This is a genomic window from Flavobacterium sp. M31R6 (genome assembly GCF_013284035.1).
Lineage (GTDB): Bacteria > Bacteroidota > Bacteroidia > Flavobacteriales > Flavobacteriaceae > Flavobacterium.
Window position 1 is genome coordinate 622,133 of record NZ_CP054141.1, and the last position, 18,444, is coordinate 640,576.

Here is an 18,444-nt window from a genome sequence, read left to right on the forward strand (position 1 = left end):
ATAGCGTGGTTTTTTTGTTTTGCTTTTTAGCTTAACAGTACTCGTTGAAAGCGTCTTTTAAGTTTTCTGCAATAGTTTCTGCTGGGCGTCCTTCAATGTGGTGACGCTCTAGCATATGAACCAATTCACCGTCTTTGAACAAGGCAATACTTGGAGAAGATGGAGGGAATGGAAACATAAAACCTCTTGCAGCTTCTACAGCTTCGCGATCTACACCTGCAAAAACAGTTACTAGATTAGATGGTTTTTTATCATTATCCAAACTCATTTTGGCTCCTGGGCGTGCATTTCTTGCAGCGCAACCACAAACAGAGTTTACTACTACAAGTGTTGTTCCTGCTGATTTTATTGCGCTTTCTACAGCATCGGCAGTATGTAATTCTTGAAAACCAGCAGACGTTAATTCAGCTTGCATTGGTTTTACCATTTCTTCTGGATACATATTTTTTATTTTAAGTTTAACTTTTAGAAGTGCAAAGTTACAAAGTTTCAAACCAAGATATAAGTTTGAATTATAAAGTTTTGTTATAGTTTGATATTAGATTTTGAATCGAAATGAATATCCTAAAGCAAAATAATATTCCGGAGAAATTTTGGAGAGTCCAAAACCTGCAGAAACATCCAGTTGATGGTTTGGATTGAATAAATAAGTTAAGCCTCCATCAAATCGATGATCTGGTTTTTCTATTTGCGGTATAAAACCAAAGAATTCTATGTATCCACCAATTTTTTCAGAAAAAGAGTATCCCGTTGTCAAAGTGTAAATGAAAGTTGGTTCCAGAGTTACTCCGCTCCATTCGGCACCCAAATTATAACTTAAAGTTTGTCTATCAGAAATAGTGTGTTGCATTGTAAATCGAAATTCAGGAGTATAGTATGTTGCTTTTAAATCTGATGAAGCCAATTTTGGAAGACCGAGATGAGTGATGAAAGAGGTTGTTGGGATAATCCCTTTTTCTTCAAAAAGGCGTGTTTTAAAACCAATCAGAACTGGATTAATTCCTGATATTTTGCTTGAATTATTTTTTTCGATTGAATATTCCGTGATTAATCGTAGCTCAAAATGATCGTTGATCCCAAATTTGGTTAAAATTGTAGGAGCAACAATACTTTTGGAATCACCATCGATTTTTTCATAAGAAAATCCATTTTCGAATTGGAAATAACCTTTCGGTGTAATAAAAGGGCACTCGGTTTGGTCGGGTCTGTCTGTTTGAATGCTTGGCAAATCTTGCGATATTGCATAATTTGCGATTGACAGGAAGAATATAATTAGAATAAAATTTTTCATTTAGTTTGTTTTAAATTAAATTTTAGACAAAACTAAAAAATTATTTATGTATCGTAAAATTATTTTATATATTTGTTTTTTAAATGTTTAAATATGAGTAAATCACTTGAAGAGGTTCACCAATCGGTGGCGACGCAAAATAAAACTTCTGTATTCAGGAAAATATTGGCCTTTTTCGGTCCGGCCTATTTGGTTAGTGTTGGGTATATGGATCCAGGAAACTGGGCGACGGACATAGCCGGAGGGAGTCAGTTTGGATATGCATTATTATGGGTATTGTTGATGAGTAATTTGATGGCGTTGCTGTTGCAAAGCCTAAGTGCCCGACTTGGAATCGTTACACAACGTGATTTGGCCCAAGCATCACGGGAAACCTATTCGAAATTCATTAATTATATTCTTTACTTTCTAGCCGAAATTGCCATAGCTGCCTGTGATCTTGCCGAGGTTTTAGGAATGGCCATTGGTATCAATTTATTGTTTGGTATTCCGCTGATAGAAGCGGTCATGATTACGGTTTTGGATACATTTTTATTGCTTTTTCTAATCAATAAAGGCATTCGTAAAATGGAAGCGTTTATCATTGTACTTGTTATGATCATTGGATTATCTTTTATATTCGAAATGATATTTGCACAGCCAGAAATGGGGAAAGTGCTTTACGGTTTGATTCCTTCTTTGCCTAATGAATCAGCACTTTATATTGCCATTGGAATCATTGGAGCCACGGTAATGCCACACAATTTGTATTTGCATTCTTCTTTGGTGCAAACCAGAAAATTTGACCGAAGTCCTGCAGGAATCAAACAGGCGATTAAGTATAATTTTATCGATTCGACGATTGCTCTAAACTTGGCTTTCTTTGTAAATGCGGCTATTTTAATTCTGGCGGCAGCGACATTTTATAAAAATGGAATGTTTGAAGTGGCCGAAATTCAAGATGCTTACCGTTTTCTGCAACCGATATTAGGAACCAAGTGGGCTCCTGTTTTATTTGCGGTAGCCTTAATAGCCGCAGGACAAAGCTCGACGGTTACCGGAACATTGGCTGGGCAAATTGTGATGGAGGGTTATTTAAATTTGCGAATTCAGCCTTGGGTTCGTCGAATTATTACTCGTTTAATCGCCATTGTACCTGCCATGATTGTTATTTTTATTTTTGGCGAAAGCGTTACTGGAAAAATGTTGATCCTTAGTCAGGTAATTTTAAGTTTACAATTAGGGTTTGCTATCATTCCGCTGATTCATTTTGTGAGTGATAAAAGAAAAATGAAGGGATTTCATATTAGCAGAACAACGCAATTTGCATCTTGGATAGTGGCTTTGATCATTGTTTCACTCAACGCCAAATTGGTTTTTTCGGAAATACAAGGATGGTTGGAAACTTCAGAAAATCCATTAATTCTGTGGTTGACGGTAGTGCCCTTGGCAATTAGTTTCTTGATTTTATTGCTTTATATCGTAATTAAACCTTTTGTGACAAAATCAAAACCAGATATTCAAAACCATTCTCCGCATCTTTTGAGTTTGAAATTTTCTTCAACAGGAACCTACTCTAATAAAGACATTGCTGTTTCAGTCGATTTTTCTTCTGCAGATGAAGCGGCTTTAAACCATGCTTTTGAATTGGGAGGAATGGAGGCTAAATATACTTTAATACATGTGGTAGAAACCGTTGGAGCTATGATGTATGGAAATGAAGTTGACGATCACGAAACCACTATAGATGAAAAGCTATTGTTGGAATATAAAGAAATGCTTTCGCAAAAAGGCTTTAAAATTGAAACTGAATTAGGGTTTGGAAATCCTACCAAGATTATTCCAACGATAATAAATAAGGGTAGTTTTGATATTTTGGTCATGGGAACACATGGTCATACGGGTTTGAAAGATCTAATTTTTGGTACTACGGTTGATAAACTGCGCCATAAAATTTCAATACCTTTGTTTATTGTTAAAAATTAAAAATAGTTACTGAGATTCTGAGTTACTGAGTATCTAAGATTTTGGGATGATGTTTTTTTTTTTAATCTCTAATTTTTAATCTCTAATTTAAAATCTCTAATCTAAAATCTGCAATCTAAAATCTGCAATCAAATGACTTTCTCCGAAGAAAATTACCTGAAATCCATATATCACCTTACCACTAGTCTTGATAGTGAAGTAAGCACCAATGCTATTGCCGAAATGATGGAAACCAAAGCTTCCTCTGTAACGGATATGCTTAAAAAATTGGCCGAAAAGGATTTGGTGAATTATAAAAAATACCAAGGGGTTTCATTGACTGAAAACGGAAAGCTTGCAGCCAAAATGATTGTGCGAAAACATCGTTTATGGGAAGTATTTTTGGTTGAAAAACTTGATTTTTCTTGGGATGAAGTTCATGATATTGCCGAACAACTCGAGCATATCAAATCTGAAAAACTAATCAATAAGCTCGATGATTTTCTTGGGAATCCTACTGAAGATCCACATGGCGATCCAATACCGGATGCGCAAGGACGAATGATTGCGATAGAAAAACAATTGTTATCTGAACTGTTGGCAAATCAATCCGGAATATGTGTAGGGGTAAAGGACAATTCTTCCGATTTTTTGAAATATCTTGACAAACAACAAATTGGATTGGGAACCAAAATCGCAGTGGTTACTAAGGAAACATTTGATTTGTCTCTTAAAATAAAAGTGAACGATTCCGAATTTGTTATTTCCAATAAGATTGCTTGTAATTTGTTTGTGAAAGTAGTGTAGAATCTCGTTTTGAAATCTAAATTTTAAATATGCGATAGGCAAATTAGTCTAGGAGGGCTGTCTTAATTTTATTGGCGTTAACAAAACATTGCAAAAGAGTACGTTTATTTGGCACAAAATTTGATTTATCTGTAATTTATTCCAATAGAGAAATAAAATTATTAAGTTTAGTTTGCTATATTTACATTACAAATTTAAATCAGAATGTTATGAAAATAAGATTTTTATCATTTCTAGTAATAGCTATGAGCTTGTTTAGTTTGAATGCTTTTTCTCAAACAAGTGATACCGGAGAATTAGGTTTGCCAGGTGACAATCTAGATCTTTATGCTGTTTTGGATCTTTTTCAAAAATCTAAGACTATTGAGGACTTCGAAAAGTCATTAAATGACGAGAAGACTAAAATCAATAATTTGGATTTAAACGATGATAAAAAAGTTGATTTTATCAAAGTGGAAACCAAGAAAGATGGTGACGACTTTACATTTATCCTTAGAGACCCCATAAGTAAAACCGAAACCCAAGACGTGGCTGTAATTATGGTGTCAAAAGATAAAAACAAAAAGATAAGCTTACAAATTATCGGAGACAAAGATTTGTATGGGAAGGACTATATTGTAGAGCCAGCTCCAAAAGGGAGTGGCGGTGTAACGGCAAATCCAGCTTATACAGGAACTAATCCGGTTACAGTAAATGTGCCTGCCTCGACCACCACGGTTGTTGTTGAACAAGCTCCAATTGTTCAATATGTTTATTCTCCTGCTTATGTGCCATATTATCCTCCATATTACTATGGGTATTATCCCCCTTGGTTTGGATTTGCTACTGTTATGGCTGTAGGAATTTATCGTTCAAATCACTATGGCTATCATGGTGGAGGATATGGTTATCATAATACGAATGTTTATGTTAATCATAATAATTACAATAATTATAATAACAACAGTCGCAACACTTCGAATCGTGTTTCGCACAATAATATAAATAGTAATAACAGGAACAATGTAAATAACGGTAATAGAAACAGTAATAATAGTAATAGAAATACCGCTTCGACAAGAGATGCAAATAGAAATTCTGCTTCTACACGAGATGCTAGTAATAGAAATTCAGCTTCAACGCGTGATGCAAATAGATCATCTTCATCATCGAGACCATCGGCTTCCAACTCAATGAGTTCTTCCCGTTCTGGATCAGGCTCCAGTAGTTTTAATAGAGGAAGCAGTGGCGGCGGCAGTTATAGATCCGGCGGCGGCGGCGGCGGTTACCGAGGCGGCGGTGGCGGCGGTGGAAGAAGACGCTAAGTCATCTTGTTTTTAATTATAAAATTGCCCTGATAACAATTGTTGTCAGGGTTTTTTATTTGCAAAAAAGGTATATCGAACTCTAAATTGGAGTTTTGTCACCGATTCAAAATCTTGAAATTAAAGTTTATTTGAGTTTTTCAAAAATTGACTTTGCTGACTCTTTTGCCTTGATGGGATATAGCGGACAGCAGGAACGATGTTTCCCGGTAAAGCCAATTTTTTCGCTACTTGACATTTTTTTTAAGTGACTGTTTCTTTGGAATACGCTTTAAAAGAAAACGGCTCTCCGGATTAATTTTCAGAGAGCCTTTTTCGGCAACAAAAGTGTTGGTGTGTTTTTATTCGTTTGGCAAATCTGATGTGCTCATGTCTCTTAAGCAAACATATTTACCGTTTCTTTTTACAAATAAGCTCATGTAATTTCCTGAATTTACAACGGCCTCTGTAGAATCAACTACTTTATAAGTACCAACCTCCACTACTTGGTTTCCATCATTTGATACAAATACTTCGTCGGTTTTAAATGAGATTTTTTTGCCTACTGATATGGTATCCCTGTGCGTTTTTAAAAACTCAACGATTGCGGCTTTTCCCACTACTGGCGCACTATTTTGTGGATAGGTTATGGCATCATCAGCATGATACCCTATGTTTTTGACTACTCCAGAGTTGTAAGTGTCAGCAAATTCATTTTCCTTGGCTTGAATTTCTTCTTTGATTTGGTTAGCGTCAATAACTACTGTCGGCTCTTCTTTTTTACAGGAAATTAATAATAACAATACACTTGATACAACTAATCCTTTAATAAACGTTCTTTTCATAATATTCTGGTTTTTTTAAATTTAGGCATTAAGGAATTGAAAAATTAATGACATAAATTTAAGATAAAAAATGAAATGAAATGTTTTTTATATCAGAAATTAGTGTATTTCATGATGTTTTGACTTACATTATCAGCTACTTATAGTATTTTTAAGCAAAAAACCTGAAGGGAGAATTTTATTTTAACCAAAAAAGAAGTTCGAAGATAATTCGAAGAAAAAAATTAAAAGGAATAGAAACTTTTACTCAAAAGTTAAAAAAACGTTTTTAAGGTAATTGAAAACTAAATTAACTACATCCACAATCACCACTTCCACAGTTTTTATCCGATTTTTTTTTGAAGAAAAATTTTCGAATCAAAAAAGCAAGTGCGAGTACAAGGATTACAAAGGCTATTATTTCTTGAATCATAATGGCTATTTTAAGATTTGAAAAGCAATGAATGCCACTACATAAGCCAATGTACTCATAAAAACAAGCTGTCCGGCAGGCCATTTCCAGGAGTTGGTTTCTTTTTTTGTAATGGCAAGAGTACTGGCGCATTGCATGGCAAAAGCATAAAACATAAGTAATGATATTCCTGATGCAAAATTGAATATTTTTTCACCGGTTACAGGATTTACTTCTTCGGCCATTTTGTTTTTTATAGTATTTTCATTGTCTGTTCCGCCCACACTATAGATGGTTGCCAAGGTTCCTACAAACACCTCTCTTGCCGCAAACGAACTGATAATGGCAATGCCAATTTTCCAGTCATAACCTAATGGAGAAATAACGGGTTCAATACCTCTTCCCATTAGACCAATATAAGAATTCTCTAATTTTTGCGAAGCGACAGCATTATTGAACTCGGTTGTTGATAATGGATGTGCTTTGGTATTCTCCAATATTATCTGTTCGGCGTTTTTAAACTGTTTTCCTGGGCCATAAGAGGCCAAAAACCATAAGATAATAGATATTGCCAAAATAATTTTTCCGGCGCCAAAAACAAAGGCTTTTGTTTTTTCAATTACGTTAATGGCGACGTTCTTGAACATTGGCAACTTATAGTTGGGCATTTCCACCACAAAGAATGTTTTGCCTTTTACCTTTAGAATGATATTTAGGATATAAGCGGATAATATCGCCATTCCAAAACCAATAACATACAAAAGCATTAAAGTCAATCCCTGTACATTTAATATCCCTAAAACATAAGTATCCGGGATAACCAATCCAATAATAATGGCATAAACCGGTAGTCGTGCCGAGCAAGTGGTGAAAGGGGTTACGAGTATGGTGATTAAACGTTCTTTCCAGTTTTCGATGTTTCGAGTTGCCATAATTGCTGGAATGGCACAGGCTGTTCCCGAAATTAAAGGAACTACACTCTTGCCGGACAATCCAAATCGGCGCATAATTTTATCCATCAAGAACACCACGCGACTCATATAGCCGCTCTCTTCAAGTATGGAAATGAATAAAAATAAAAAGGCAATTTGTGGAATGAAAATTAAAATACCTCCAATTCCTGGTATTATTCCTTGTGAAATCAAATCGGTCAGCATTCCTGAAGGCAAATGTGCACTCGCTAATGCACTTAAAGAGGCAAAAGTACTGTCGATAAAATCCATCGGAATCTTGGACCACTGAAAAATAGACTGAAAAATCACAAACAATATGATGAAGAAAATTACATATCCCCATACTTTGTGAGTAAGGATGCGGTCTAGCTTACTTCGGAAATCCTTGGCAACAGTTGAGTCAACTTTTAAACCTTCTTTTAAAACATCATTGATGAACTGATAGCGTTTGATAGTTTCTTTTTGTTGCAAACGTTTCAAATCCGAATGTGATTTGGTAAAAGTGCTTCGAATTTCGTTACGCTCCAAATTCAAAAAGTTGACATCTTGGGTAATTACCAACCATAATTTATAAAGTAGTTGGTTGGGAAATGCGTGACGAAGACTATTGAAATACTCGACGTCAATCACCGACGCATTCAAGCACGGTTCTGAAGAAATGGTTTTATAACTAACGATTAAGTTCTTCAATTCCTCAATTCCATGTCCTTTTCTGGAGCTAATTAGAGCAATCTTGGTTTTTAAATGTTCTTCTAGATAAGGTATATCAAGAGTAATGCCTTTGTGTTCCATTCTATCGGCCATATTAATGACTAAAATGGTTGGAATTTCAAGGTCTTTTATTTGGGTATAAAGAAGTAAATTTCGTTTTAGATTCTCAACGTCAGTAACCACAAGTGCCACGTCTGGATAGAGACGGTCGTTTTTGTTAAGCAAAAGTTCAATAACGACGCTTTCATCAATGGAACTAGCATTTAAACTATAAGTTCCTGGTAAATCAAGAATGTTCGCTTTGATATTGTTGGGTAATTTGCAAAAACCCATTTTTTTCTCCACGGTAATTCCTGGATAGTTTCCCACTTGTTGGTTCAAGCCCGTAAGCTGATTAAAAACCGAAGTTTTCCCTACGTTTGGATTTCCAATTAAAGCAACATTGATGTTTTTTAAACTCATTTTTGTTTATTTTTAATGAGTTTCACTCCGATTTGTTTTGCAGTTTCAATACGAATGGCAAGATGAGAACCGTTAATATTCAAATACAAAGGATCTCCAAAGGGAGCAATTTGAAGTAATTCGACTTCATTGCCGGGCAAACAACCCATTTCTAACAGTTTTAATGGGATAACATCGATATCAAAATCCAGTATAATGGCTTTTTGCCCTTTTTTGAGTGAATGTATCGTTGTTTGCAAAGCTTATTTAGATTGAATTAAGATTGCAAAAATACATTTTTTATTATAATTACAGCTGATAATTATCAGTTTTACTCATTTTTTTCATTGGAACAAAGCCAATTAATATCTTCAATTAATCGCTGTATGTCCTCTTTCTTGGTTCCGTCATAAAAACCGCGAACACGTCTTTTTTGGTCTACCAAAACAAAATTTTCGGTGTGTACCATGTCATACAATTGTTCCGGTTTTCCAAGTTTTACAGCCAAGTAAGACTTTCTGGCCATGGTATAAATTTCCTTTTTGTCGCCCGTTACCAAGTTCCATTTTCCATCAATAACACCATACTTTTTGGCATAAGCCTTTAAAGCAGGGACACTGTCGGTCTCAGGGAAAACGGTATGGGAAAGCAACATTACTTTTGGATTGTTCTTGATTGCTTTTTGTACATCGACTAAATTGGTGGTCATTTTTGGGCAAATTGAACCACAAGTCGTAAAGAAAAAGTCGGCGACATATACTTTGCCTTCATAATCTTTTTGGGTAACGGTTTTTCCGTTTTGGTTCACAAAAGAGAAATCGGCAATCGTGTGGTACTTGCGGATGTATTGTACGGTACTGTCCACCAATTCTGGGTTTACATCCGAAGGATTATAGATTGGCAATGTTTTACTGGGTTTCAAAGCCGAATAAAACAAGTAAAGTGTTATGATGGAAAAAATTAATACAATACCAATATAGACTCTGTATTTTTTTAGAATAGATAACATAAAATTAATTTGGTGCAAAAATAAAGAAAAATACAACCATATAAAAAGATATGAGATTTAGTTATTTCAAATACATTCAAAACTTACAATTGTTTGGTTTTTAATATTTTATTAAATTAGTCTACATTATAGCTTCGCTGCTATTTTTCTTTTTTCGCATCGCATAATTAATCAGATATAATCCAATTAAAGTTATGCTTCCGCCAAAAATAATTGCCGTGGTTAATGGTTCCCCAAAAATAAAAGCGCCCAAAATCACCGCAACAATTGGGTTCACATAAGCATAAACACTGCTCAATTCAGTTGGGAGTTTTTGCAGGGCATAAATAAAAGCAATAAAAGTTAAAACCGAACCAATAAGAACCAAATAGAGAATTGACCACCAGGAATTGGCCGGAATTTCTGAAAGCGGAATGCTAGCACCCGTAGCTCCAACAAAGGAAAAAAGAAAAATGCTGGAAATAAACATTTGCAATCCCAAACTAAAATAAGGGTTAAAACTCGCTGCTTTTTTCTTGGTATATAATGTGCCAAAAGCCCAAGTAATTGTTGCCGCTATCGAAAGAATTATTCCAAATTGAAAGTCAGGTTGTAAAAAGTCGAGCAGATGCTCATAAAAAATAACACAAACCCCTCCAAAACAAACCAAAATTCCCAAAACAGCCAGTCTGGTAACTCTCTCACCCTTAAAAATACTAATGAGCACAATCCATAAAGGAACCATTGCACCAATAATTGCGCCCAATCCACTGCTGATGTATTTTACACCCCACGTGCTGAGTCCGTTGCTTAAAACAAAATTGAGTAAACTTAAAATGATGATGGTTTTCCATTGTTTTCCTTTTGGCCAAGGTGTTCCTTTAAGCAAGAAAAAGGCGAGATACAAAGAACCTCCAATAAATTGCCTAATCCCCGCAAGCTGTAACGCTGGCATGTGTTTCACCCCTTCTTTGGAGGCCAGCCAAGTGGTGCCCCAAAAAAAGCTTACCCAACATAAAGCCAAAATAGGTAGCCCAATGGCATTTACTCTTGATTTAAAAGCGGTTTGTATTTTTGTTCTCAATTTACAAATTGGTTTTAATGAAGGAATAACCTAAATCAGTTTCTACTTTATCACTCAAAATCAGTTTCCCAATAGAAGGCTTTGAATGGTCAAATTGCGGCAAAGGTAAGGCTAATTCGGTTGCTTTTTGTGTATAATAAGTCTCTCTTGTGGGATGGAAAGGACTCACACCATTGTAAATTTCGTTCCAGAAATCAGTAGCTATGATTTTAAGAATAATACCAATGCAATCTTCCTGATGAATAAAGTTGATAGGAGTTTTTGGATTTTCAAGATTTATTTTACCTGCTAAAGACTTTATCGGATTTCGGTCCTCGCCAATGAGTCCGCCAAAACGGAGGATCGTACTTTTGAAGTTGTTGTTATTCTGAAAAAGTGATTCCGCTTCCAGTAATTGTTTGCCACTTTCAGTATTGGGTTTTGGAACAGTTTCTTCGGATATCATTCCATTGACTTCGCCGTAAACGGAAGTTGAGCTTATAAAAAGTACATTTTTAATCGTCGATTTTTCAATATATGGAATCAGTGTTTTTATTTTTTCGACAAATACCTTTTCATTCGAAGCTGAAGTTTCTAAGTTTTTTCCTCTCAATTGTGGTGGAATGTCAATAATCAAAGTTTCACTTCCATTGAGAAAGTCTTCGATTGCACCTGTTATATTTTTGCTGTCAAGCGCAATCAAAAAAGGATTAATGCCTAATGATTTTAATGTAGAAAGTTTTCCTTCAGATGTAGTCGAGCCTTTCACGGAAAACCCATTTGTTAGTAAGGCTTTCGCCAAAGGCAAACCCAACCAGCCACAGCCCAATATGCTTATTTGTCTCATTTTATTAACTAATTATAAATTCAGAAAAGCGAATTTTGAAAATTATTTTTACAAAGGAACAAAATTTATACTTGGATTTGTATCAAATGAATTCATAGAATAATAAATGATTTTTTAAATGCAATTGTCTTAATTTTGAATTAGTATTCAATCTAAAAAACAATATAAATGGAAGCACAAATAAAACATTATGAAAACAAATTGGCATTCGAAATGGATCCGTCCGATTTGTTTGACGCTTTGAACAGTGGTGAAAAAGTAATTGCTCTCGACGCCCGAAAAGCATTTGGATTTGAGGCAGAACATATTCCAAATGCCATAAATATTCCGCATCGCGAAATGAGTCCGGAAACAACCGCTCACTTGGACAAAGAATTTTTGTATGTAACTTATTGCGATGGAATTGGCTGTAATGCTTCGACAAAAGGGGCTCTGAATATGACCAAATTGGGATTTAAAGTAAAAGAATTAATAGGTGGAATTGAGTGGTGGAAATTTGATGGCTATGCTACCGAGGGAACTCAAGGAAATAAAGATGGAGCGAAATTTGAATGTGCTTGTTGAAAGAAGAAAGTTATTTCGCAAAGTGCCTCAAAGGTGACACAGAGATTCGCAAAGGTTTATAAATTATTCTTTGTGTATCTCTGTGTTTTTTCTTCGTGCATCTTTACCAAACAGCCTTTATTTTACTTTATTCGTAGACTATCCTTAACCACCTTCGAACTATCCGTCAATACCGGTCGTGAGGCAACAGGTTTCATAACAGGCGCAACGAATTTTTGATGTCGTCTTATTTTTTGGGTAATGATCACCGCATCATTCAATACAAAAGGTGTTGGCATCATCCAGCTTTCTCTTGGAGTCATCTCAAATAGTGGATTAACCATCAAATCAAAGGAACTTTCCATTACATCCATATCGAGAACAGTCGCTCGGTTTATGGTAAATTGCAATATTAGTGGCTCATTGTTGACAACATAATAACTCAATATTTTTTTACCGTTTCTTTCCAATTCAGTTCCTTCCTGACCCAAAGTACTCACACCATTGGCTTTGAAATTGTAAAACCTCATTATTTCATTTGCAAAAATATCATAGCGATTGACCTTTCGGTTTGGAGTGATTAGTATTTTTAAGTATCTTTTTAAACCGACCACACTATCTTTGAGAAAAGTAATAGTTGGTTTTGCAATTCCTTTGTCTGGAGCTTCATTAGCATAAGTGAACTCTGAGTTGTATTTACTGAATAACTTTAGATCATTGAAGATTTTTGCCCCTTTCGGTTTTTCGCCCAAATAACCTTTCGTCCAGGAATCCAGATTGGTATCATAAGTTAACCAATAAGCTTTATTGTTATTTGCATTATAGAGATATACCAAACTATTGGATTTGGCTTCACCCGGTTCATAGCCTGAGTGGTATTGTGCTTTCGCCAAAAATAAAACAGACGTAAAAAAGAATAATAATGACCAGCTTCCTTTTTTGGCGAAAGCCCCAAAAACAGGTAGCAGTAATCCAAATGCCAAAACAGTCAAAATAGCACTTCCAAATAATACTTTTAAGCCCAAACCTACCGGAAACATTTGAATAAACGGAGCAACAATCAACAAGGCGGGAATTCCACAAATGATGTTTACAATCCAATTGGATCTTTGGCTAAACACAAAAACTGCAAAGGCAATCAGTCCAAAATATACTGGAATAATCAAGAATCCGGCACCACGCAAACTATTGGCAAGGAATCCATTCAACACAATCCAAAATAATAGTGGAACCACATAATGGTTCATCGTCACTTTTGGTTTGGAAGCTATTTGATAAAAGAAGAAACAAATCGAAAGACTTATCAATACAAAGGCTGCAATATAATCGTGACCATTGTAGGTAAATCCATTGAGTAAATCATTGTATTGCGGATTTAAAAGCAACAATCCTTTCCATCCGTAATAGGTGATTAATCCCGTAAAAATCAAAGAACCCAAAAATGGAAAAAAACCTTTCATAATGTCGTTCAGTTTCAGCATTCTTTTGGCTTTGCCCAAAAACACCAAAATGATTAACAAACCTGCGGCAATTAGTGTCATTGGAACAACCCAATCAAAAGGATAACTGATAAACGTAAACGGAATCGTGAAATAAACATCATCTGTCGTCGATGCCGTCGCATTCAAATCGGCATTCGAGAAATAATTCAGCAACGGCATCAAATACGAGCCTTGGTGTTTCAAAGTGCTTTTGTCCAAATGTGACACATCATCCTGTTGGGTATGATAATTAAAATGGTCGTCGATAAAAGCAAAATTGAATCCTTGAATGTCGCCTTGTTCTCTAAAAACCGTTAAGTCGGTATCATTTGGCAACATTTTGTAAATACTGTACATCAACGAATTCGACACCGGATAAGTAGCGTCCGCTTTTGCGAATTCCTTAACCAAACCAGCATTTCCTTTGTTCGTTTCCATCAACATATAACTTGGTCCCGATGAACCGCGTGCCTCAAAATTCAACACCAATCCCACTTCCTTAGCCCATTGGTGTTGGGTAACAAAAAGTGCGGCACCATTTAGTCCCAGTTCTTCCGCATCGGTAAACAAAATTATGATGTCGTTTTGATGCTTGGTTCTGGCATTCAAAAAAGCACGAACACCTTCCAGAATCGTCGCCACACCCGATGCATCATCACTCGCTCCATGCGAAAAAGAATGTGGTGCGCTGTCATAATGCGAAAGTAGTAGCAATGCTTTGGTATTTTTAGTTCCTTCAATGCGACACATTATGTTTTTGGATTTAACCAAATTCCCCCAGTCACTCAATGTAAAACCTTCCTGAACCGTTGTCTCCAATCCCAGTTTTTGAAGCTCCTTAATGATATAATTGGCAACAACCTCGTGATTTTTGGTGCCAACGTAATGCGGTTGTTTGGCAATCGCATTAATATGTTCCAAAGCTCTGCTCGTCGAAAACTCCGTTATTTTTTTGTCCTCATTAGGTGACCAGGAAGGCATTAAGAAAGCGAATAAAAATCCCAAAATCCCTAGGATGATGACGACGGTTATAATGGAGGAATAGTTCTTTTTCATAATTGGGGGTATTAAATATCTTTTTTAACTAGCATATAATAATCATTGTCCAAAACCATGTAGCCTTGGTCGTACAAGAAATAGTAGGTATTCCCCGTTTTGGTATTCAAAACATTAGTAAAAAACTCAAAATCAAAACCCTTGCTCATCAGCTTGGCTCGAGTTGTTTTGGATTTTCCATCAATATTTAGTTCCGACAAAATTCGGTAATTTTTGCGCAATTTGTTGTTGATATTGCGCATATAATTCGTACTATCCTTATTTATTTTGTTGTTGTAGGCATTTCGGCAACCATCGCTGCAGAATTTCTTGTCTTCTCGACCTACAATTGGGTCTCCACATTCGAGGCAGGTTTTCATATTTTTACTTTTAAAGTCTATTATTTTAAATCAATTTAAGGGTAAGATTGGCCACAGATGAAACGGATTCAACAGATTCGCACCGATTTTTTTTTAATCTAAAAACACTTAAATATTTAGAGTCCTAAGTTTTTAATCTGTGGAAATTTGTGAAATCTGTGTCGAATTTTTTTAATTCTCAATCTTTTTTATTTGATACAAATCGGTTCTTCGGTCTTTTAGGATTCTCACACTTCCATGTTCGTGTAATTCTTTCAACAATCGTAAATCGACATCAACAATCAAAGTCATTTCGGTATTTGGAGTGGCTTCGGCTTTGATACCATTACTTGGAAAAGCAAAATCCGAAGGCGTAAAAACCGCCGCTTGCGCATATTGAATGTCCATATTATTTACCTTCGGTAAATTCCCCACACAACCAGCAATGGCCACATAACATTCGTTTTCAATAGCTCTGGCTTGGGCACAGTGTTTTACGCGGATGTAGGCGTTTTGAGTATCGGTTAAGAAAGGAACAAATAGTATATTCATACCTTCATCGGCCATAATTCTCGAAACTTCTGGGAATTCGACGTCATAACAAATCATAATTCCAATTTTACCACAATCGGTGTCGAAAGTCTTGATTTCCGACCCGCCTTTCATTCCCCAGTGTTGCGCTTCATTTGGAGTTATGTGAATTTTGGTATACATCTCCGAAGTTCCGTCTCTTTTGCACAGAAATCCAACATTGTACAAGTTTCCGTTTTCCAAATACGGCATACTGCCCGATATGATATTGATGTTATACGAAATAGCCAATTCCTGAAACCGTTTCCGAATAGGATCTGAATGTTTCGCTAATTCCCGAATCGCCTCGGCCTCGGTCATATGATTGTAATCGGCCATTAAAGGCGCAATGAACAATTCAGGGAAAACTGCAAAATCACAACTGTAGCCCGAAACCACATCTATAAAAAATTCCGATTGTTCAAACAAAGCTTCGAGATTGCCCAAAGACCGCATTTGCCATTGAATTAACCCTAGGCGAATAACATTTTTTTCCGTGTTTATGAGTCTTGGACTTTCGTCAAAATAGATGTTGTTCCATTCAAGCAAAACCGCAAATTCCTTGGAGTCCTCGTCGCCAGCCAAATAGTTTTTCATGATTCGTAACACGTGAAAGTCATTACTCAGCTGAAACGAAAGCACCGGATCGTGCAATTGTTTGCTTTTTACTTTCTCAATGTATTTTTTGGGCGTCATTTTATCGGCATATTGACCGTAACTCGGGATACGGCCCGCAAAAACAATTGCTTTGAGGTTCAATTTTTCACACAATTCTTTTCGGGCATCGTACAGACGCCTGCCCAAACGCAAACCGCGATAATTGGGATGAATAAAAACATCGATTCCGTATAATATTTCTCCATTCGGATTGTGTGTCGAAAACGAATAGTCAGCTATTATTTGTGAGTAATTGTGTTTTTTATCGACCAACTTTTCATCAACAATCAAGGATAGGGCAGAACCCACCACTTTTCCATCGACAAGAATAACCAATTGCCCCTCAGGAAATACACCTAATAATGTCTCAATATCATTGGCACGCCAATAGGAATCGGCCATTTCAGGATACGATTCTACCATCGAGTTTTTGAGCTGTTTATAATCCTCAAAAGCTAAATTCCGTAATTCTACTTTCTTTATTTTAGCCTGCATAATAATGGGTGAATTTTATGTGAATAATTTGTTTAAAGCAATATTATTTTTTTAGAGCGAAAGAATTGGCTTTATTTGGTAATATGGGTTCCTGCTGTCATTCCAATCCACGCCCAAAAGCGTGGGATTTTCCCTTCCATCAGGGCTAGTTAGGATTTATGGTTTTGTGTTTGTTCTACTTTCACTTCACCACAACATTGTCATTCCGACGGAGGAGGAATCTCCGTAAGTAGCTCGATGATCTAAGTAATTTTTATTTATTTAATTGCATATCGTGATGTTATGTCCATAAATATTTCTCTGTCAGCGATTGAGAATAAAAGCATTTCTGTATAATATAGATTTTGTTTTTTTTCATTTTCATCATGCCATAATTTTTCATTAATAATTTTTATGAGATTGTTTAGTTCAAAATAAGCATCTTTTTTATGGATGAATAATTTTTTATCCGCATTATTTATGTAAAGTTTATGGTTTAAATGCTCAATATTTTTGGGTTGGTAATTTGAGATGTTTTTTAACCTGATTAAGACATTTAGATCGAAAGCAGACATTTTTGAGTTACGTCCTTCTGGAATTGGAAAAAATTGTTGCCCTGCATTTTCAGAAAGTATAATCCAATTAAGTGAATAAGCAACACGGGAATCGTATATTATGTTTCTGTCTGGGTATAAATATGAGCCAACTTTTGATGAGCTCGCGATTCGATTAAAATTTGGTTTTTCTTGAACTAAGAAGTCTTTTATGACATTTACTGTGTCTTTGTCGTTTGCACTTGTTATGCCCCCCCAATCTTTTACAATCCATAAACATAGTTGGTTAAATAAATCTGATCTCGATTTTAAAGTTTCATTTAGTTTTTTGCCTACAATTTTTTTTAATTGAAGTTCTTTCTCGTAATTGGTTAATGAGTTTATTTCATACACCTGCTCGACTGTTAATGTTTCAAGTTCAACAAGCCTTTCAATTTTAGCATTCCAATTATATAAGGTTGGCAAGTCTGATTTATGTTTTTCGAGGTATGTTACAATTTTGTCTATATCGAATTTGATTGTCATAATGTTGATACGTTTTTTGTATTGAGTGTTTTCTCCCAAATATACTCAAAAAAATCCATTTACAAACGGTTACAAATAATTACAACCGAAAGTAAGTAGTTAGTAACCGAATAACTTTTTGAAGCTGTCGCATCTTTGCCAAGTCGAAATCAAACAGAGTAATTACAAAAGCAATGTCAATTTCAATAATAATCATATACACACTAAAATTTAAATTTTACACGCCATGAAAAACAGAGTACAATTAATCGGAAACGCAGGAAACGACCCAATCATCAAATCTTTTGAGGGAGGGAAAAAATTAGCCAATTTAACTATCGCGACTAACGACAGTTATAAAAACGACAAAGGAGAACGAGTGGACCAAACCGAATGGCACAGTGTAGTGGCCTGGGGAAAAACTGCAGAAATTATTGAGAAATTCGTAACCAAAGGCAAACAAATTGCCATAGACGGCAAATTAACCCACAGAAGCTATGACGACAAGAATGGTGAAAAAAGATATATCACCGAAGTGGTCGTAAACGAAATTATGTTACTCGGGAAGTAGGTTTCAGAAAGCTGAAAACAGGTTTCAGAATTGAGATAGGAGATAATTTCTTAAATACCAAATGGTGTCTTTGAGCTATCGGTTACCACAAAAAAAAGAGTTCCGCTATCACGGAACTCTTTTTCAATACAT

The 18,444-nt window shown here is 35.6% G+C and carries 18 protein-coding genes; 5 read left to right on the top strand and 13 right to left on the bottom strand.

Translation table 11 applies throughout. The annotated features are described in order from the left end of the window. Positions 1-31 precede the first annotated feature (31 nt). Together HQN62_RS02605 and HQN62_RS02610 are read right to left on the bottom strand one after the other, a co-directional pair. Positions 32-442: a BrxA/BrxB family bacilliredoxin gene (locus HQN62_RS02605; protein WP_173503212.1), complete on the bottom strand. Its 411-nt coding sequence runs from the start codon at positions 440-442 to the stop codon at positions 32-34. Between the two features lie 96 nt (positions 443-538). Then, positions 539-1,291: a transporter gene (locus HQN62_RS02610; protein ID WP_173503213.1), complete on the bottom strand. Its 753-nt coding sequence runs from the start codon at positions 1,289-1,291 to the stop codon at positions 539-541. Positions 1,292-1,384: 93 nt separating this feature from the next. Between HQN62_RS02610 and HQN62_RS02615 the strand changes: the two genes are divergently transcribed. The 3 genes from HQN62_RS02615 to HQN62_RS02625 all read left to right on the top strand — a co-directional run bounded on the left by HQN62_RS02615 (position 1,385) and on the right by HQN62_RS02625 (position 5,346). Beyond that, the gene (locus tag HQN62_RS02615) at positions 1,385-3,256 is read left to right on the top strand and encodes an Nramp family divalent metal transporter (protein WP_116796535.1); all 1,872 of its coding nucleotides are present in this window, start codon (positions 1,385-1,387) and stop codon (positions 3,254-3,256) included. Positions 3,257-3,388: 132 nt separating this feature from the next. Beyond that, positions 3,389-4,042: a metal-dependent transcriptional regulator gene (locus HQN62_RS02620; protein WP_173503214.1), complete on the top strand. Its 654-nt coding sequence runs from the start codon at positions 3,389-3,391 to the stop codon at positions 4,040-4,042. Positions 4,043-4,251: 209 nt separating this feature from the next. Further along, complete coding sequence (locus HQN62_RS02625; RefSeq protein ID WP_173503215.1) at positions 4,252-5,346, top strand: hypothetical protein; 1,095 nt, start codon at positions 4,252-4,254, stop codon at positions 5,344-5,346. 341 nt (positions 5,347-5,687) lie between these two features. On the opposite strand, the gene HQN62_RS02630 is transcribed toward HQN62_RS02625, so the two are convergent. The 7 genes from HQN62_RS02630 to HQN62_RS02660 form a co-directional block, all read right to left on the bottom strand. Further along, positions 5,688-6,170 (bottom strand): YybH family protein, encoded by a 483-nt coding sequence (locus HQN62_RS02630; protein ID WP_173503216.1) that lies wholly within the window; start codon positions 6,168-6,170, stop codon positions 5,688-5,690. A 289-nt stretch (positions 6,171-6,459) separates the two neighbouring features. Further along, positions 6,460-6,666: a FeoB-associated Cys-rich membrane protein gene (locus tag HQN62_RS19080; RefSeq protein ID WP_371811632.1), complete on the bottom strand. Its 207-nt coding sequence runs from the start codon at positions 6,664-6,666 to the stop codon at positions 6,460-6,462. After that, the gene (gene feoB / locus HQN62_RS02640; RefSeq protein WP_173503218.1) at positions 6,588-8,687 is read right to left on the bottom strand and encodes a ferrous iron transport protein B; all 2,100 of its coding nucleotides are present in this window, start codon (positions 8,685-8,687) and stop codon (positions 6,588-6,590) included. The genes HQN62_RS19080 and feoB overlap by 79 nt, the downstream gene beginning before the upstream one ends. Next, entirely contained in the window at positions 8,684-8,926 is a 243-nt protein-coding gene (locus HQN62_RS02645) for a FeoA family protein (protein ID WP_116796529.1), read from the bottom strand. The genes feoB and HQN62_RS02645 overlap by 4 nt, the downstream gene beginning before the upstream one ends. Before the next feature lie 71 nt (positions 8,927-8,997). Continuing rightward, positions 8,998-9,675 (bottom strand): SCO family protein, encoded by a 678-nt coding sequence (locus HQN62_RS02650; RefSeq protein ID WP_173503219.1) that lies wholly within the window; start codon positions 9,673-9,675, stop codon positions 8,998-9,000. A gap of 121 nt (positions 9,676-9,796) precedes the next feature. Next, on the bottom strand, positions 9,797-10,738 hold the full coding sequence (locus tag HQN62_RS02655; RefSeq protein WP_173503220.1) for a DMT family transporter: 942 nt from the start codon (positions 10,736-10,738) through the stop codon (positions 9,797-9,799). A gap of 1 nt (position 10,739) precedes the next feature. After that, positions 10,740-11,564 (bottom strand): NAD-dependent epimerase/dehydratase family protein, encoded by an 825-nt coding sequence (locus HQN62_RS02660; RefSeq protein WP_173503221.1) that lies wholly within the window; start codon positions 11,562-11,564, stop codon positions 10,740-10,742. Positions 11,565-11,732: 168 nt separating this feature from the next. Here HQN62_RS02660 and HQN62_RS02665 point away from each other — a divergent pair, with 168 nt between their 5' ends. Continuing rightward, a complete protein-coding gene (locus HQN62_RS02665) occupies positions 11,733-12,128 on the top strand; it encodes a rhodanese-like domain-containing protein (RefSeq protein WP_173503222.1) in 396 nt (131 codons plus the stop codon). A gap of 122 nt (positions 12,129-12,250) precedes the next feature. On the opposite strand, the gene HQN62_RS02670 is transcribed toward HQN62_RS02665, so the two are convergent. The 4 genes from HQN62_RS02670 to HQN62_RS02685 form a co-directional block, all read right to left on the bottom strand. Next, positions 12,251-14,644, bottom strand: a complete 2,394-nt coding sequence (locus tag HQN62_RS02670; protein WP_173503223.1) for a M28 family peptidase — start codon at positions 14,642-14,644, stop codon at positions 12,251-12,253. Positions 14,645-14,655: 11 nt separating this feature from the next. Then, positions 14,656-15,003, bottom strand: a complete 348-nt coding sequence (locus HQN62_RS02675; RefSeq protein WP_173503224.1) for a DUF2116 family Zn-ribbon domain-containing protein — start codon at positions 15,001-15,003, stop codon at positions 14,656-14,658. A 171-nt stretch (positions 15,004-15,174) separates the two neighbouring features. After that, the gene (locus tag HQN62_RS02680; protein ID WP_173503225.1) at positions 15,175-16,704 is read right to left on the bottom strand and encodes a carbon-nitrogen hydrolase family protein; all 1,530 of its coding nucleotides are present in this window, start codon (positions 16,702-16,704) and stop codon (positions 15,175-15,177) included. Positions 16,705-16,961: 257 nt separating this feature from the next. Beyond that, positions 16,962-17,702, bottom strand: coding sequence for a hypothetical protein (locus HQN62_RS02685; protein WP_254454467.1), 741 nt, complete (start codon positions 17,700-17,702; stop codon positions 16,962-16,964). Between the two features lie 286 nt (positions 17,703-17,988). Between HQN62_RS02685 and HQN62_RS02690 the strand changes: the two genes are divergently transcribed. Continuing rightward, positions 17,989-18,312, top strand: coding sequence for a single-stranded DNA-binding protein (locus HQN62_RS02690; RefSeq protein ID WP_173503227.1), 324 nt, complete (start codon positions 17,989-17,991; stop codon positions 18,310-18,312). The last annotated feature ends 132 nt before the right edge of the window (positions 18,313-18,444 follow it).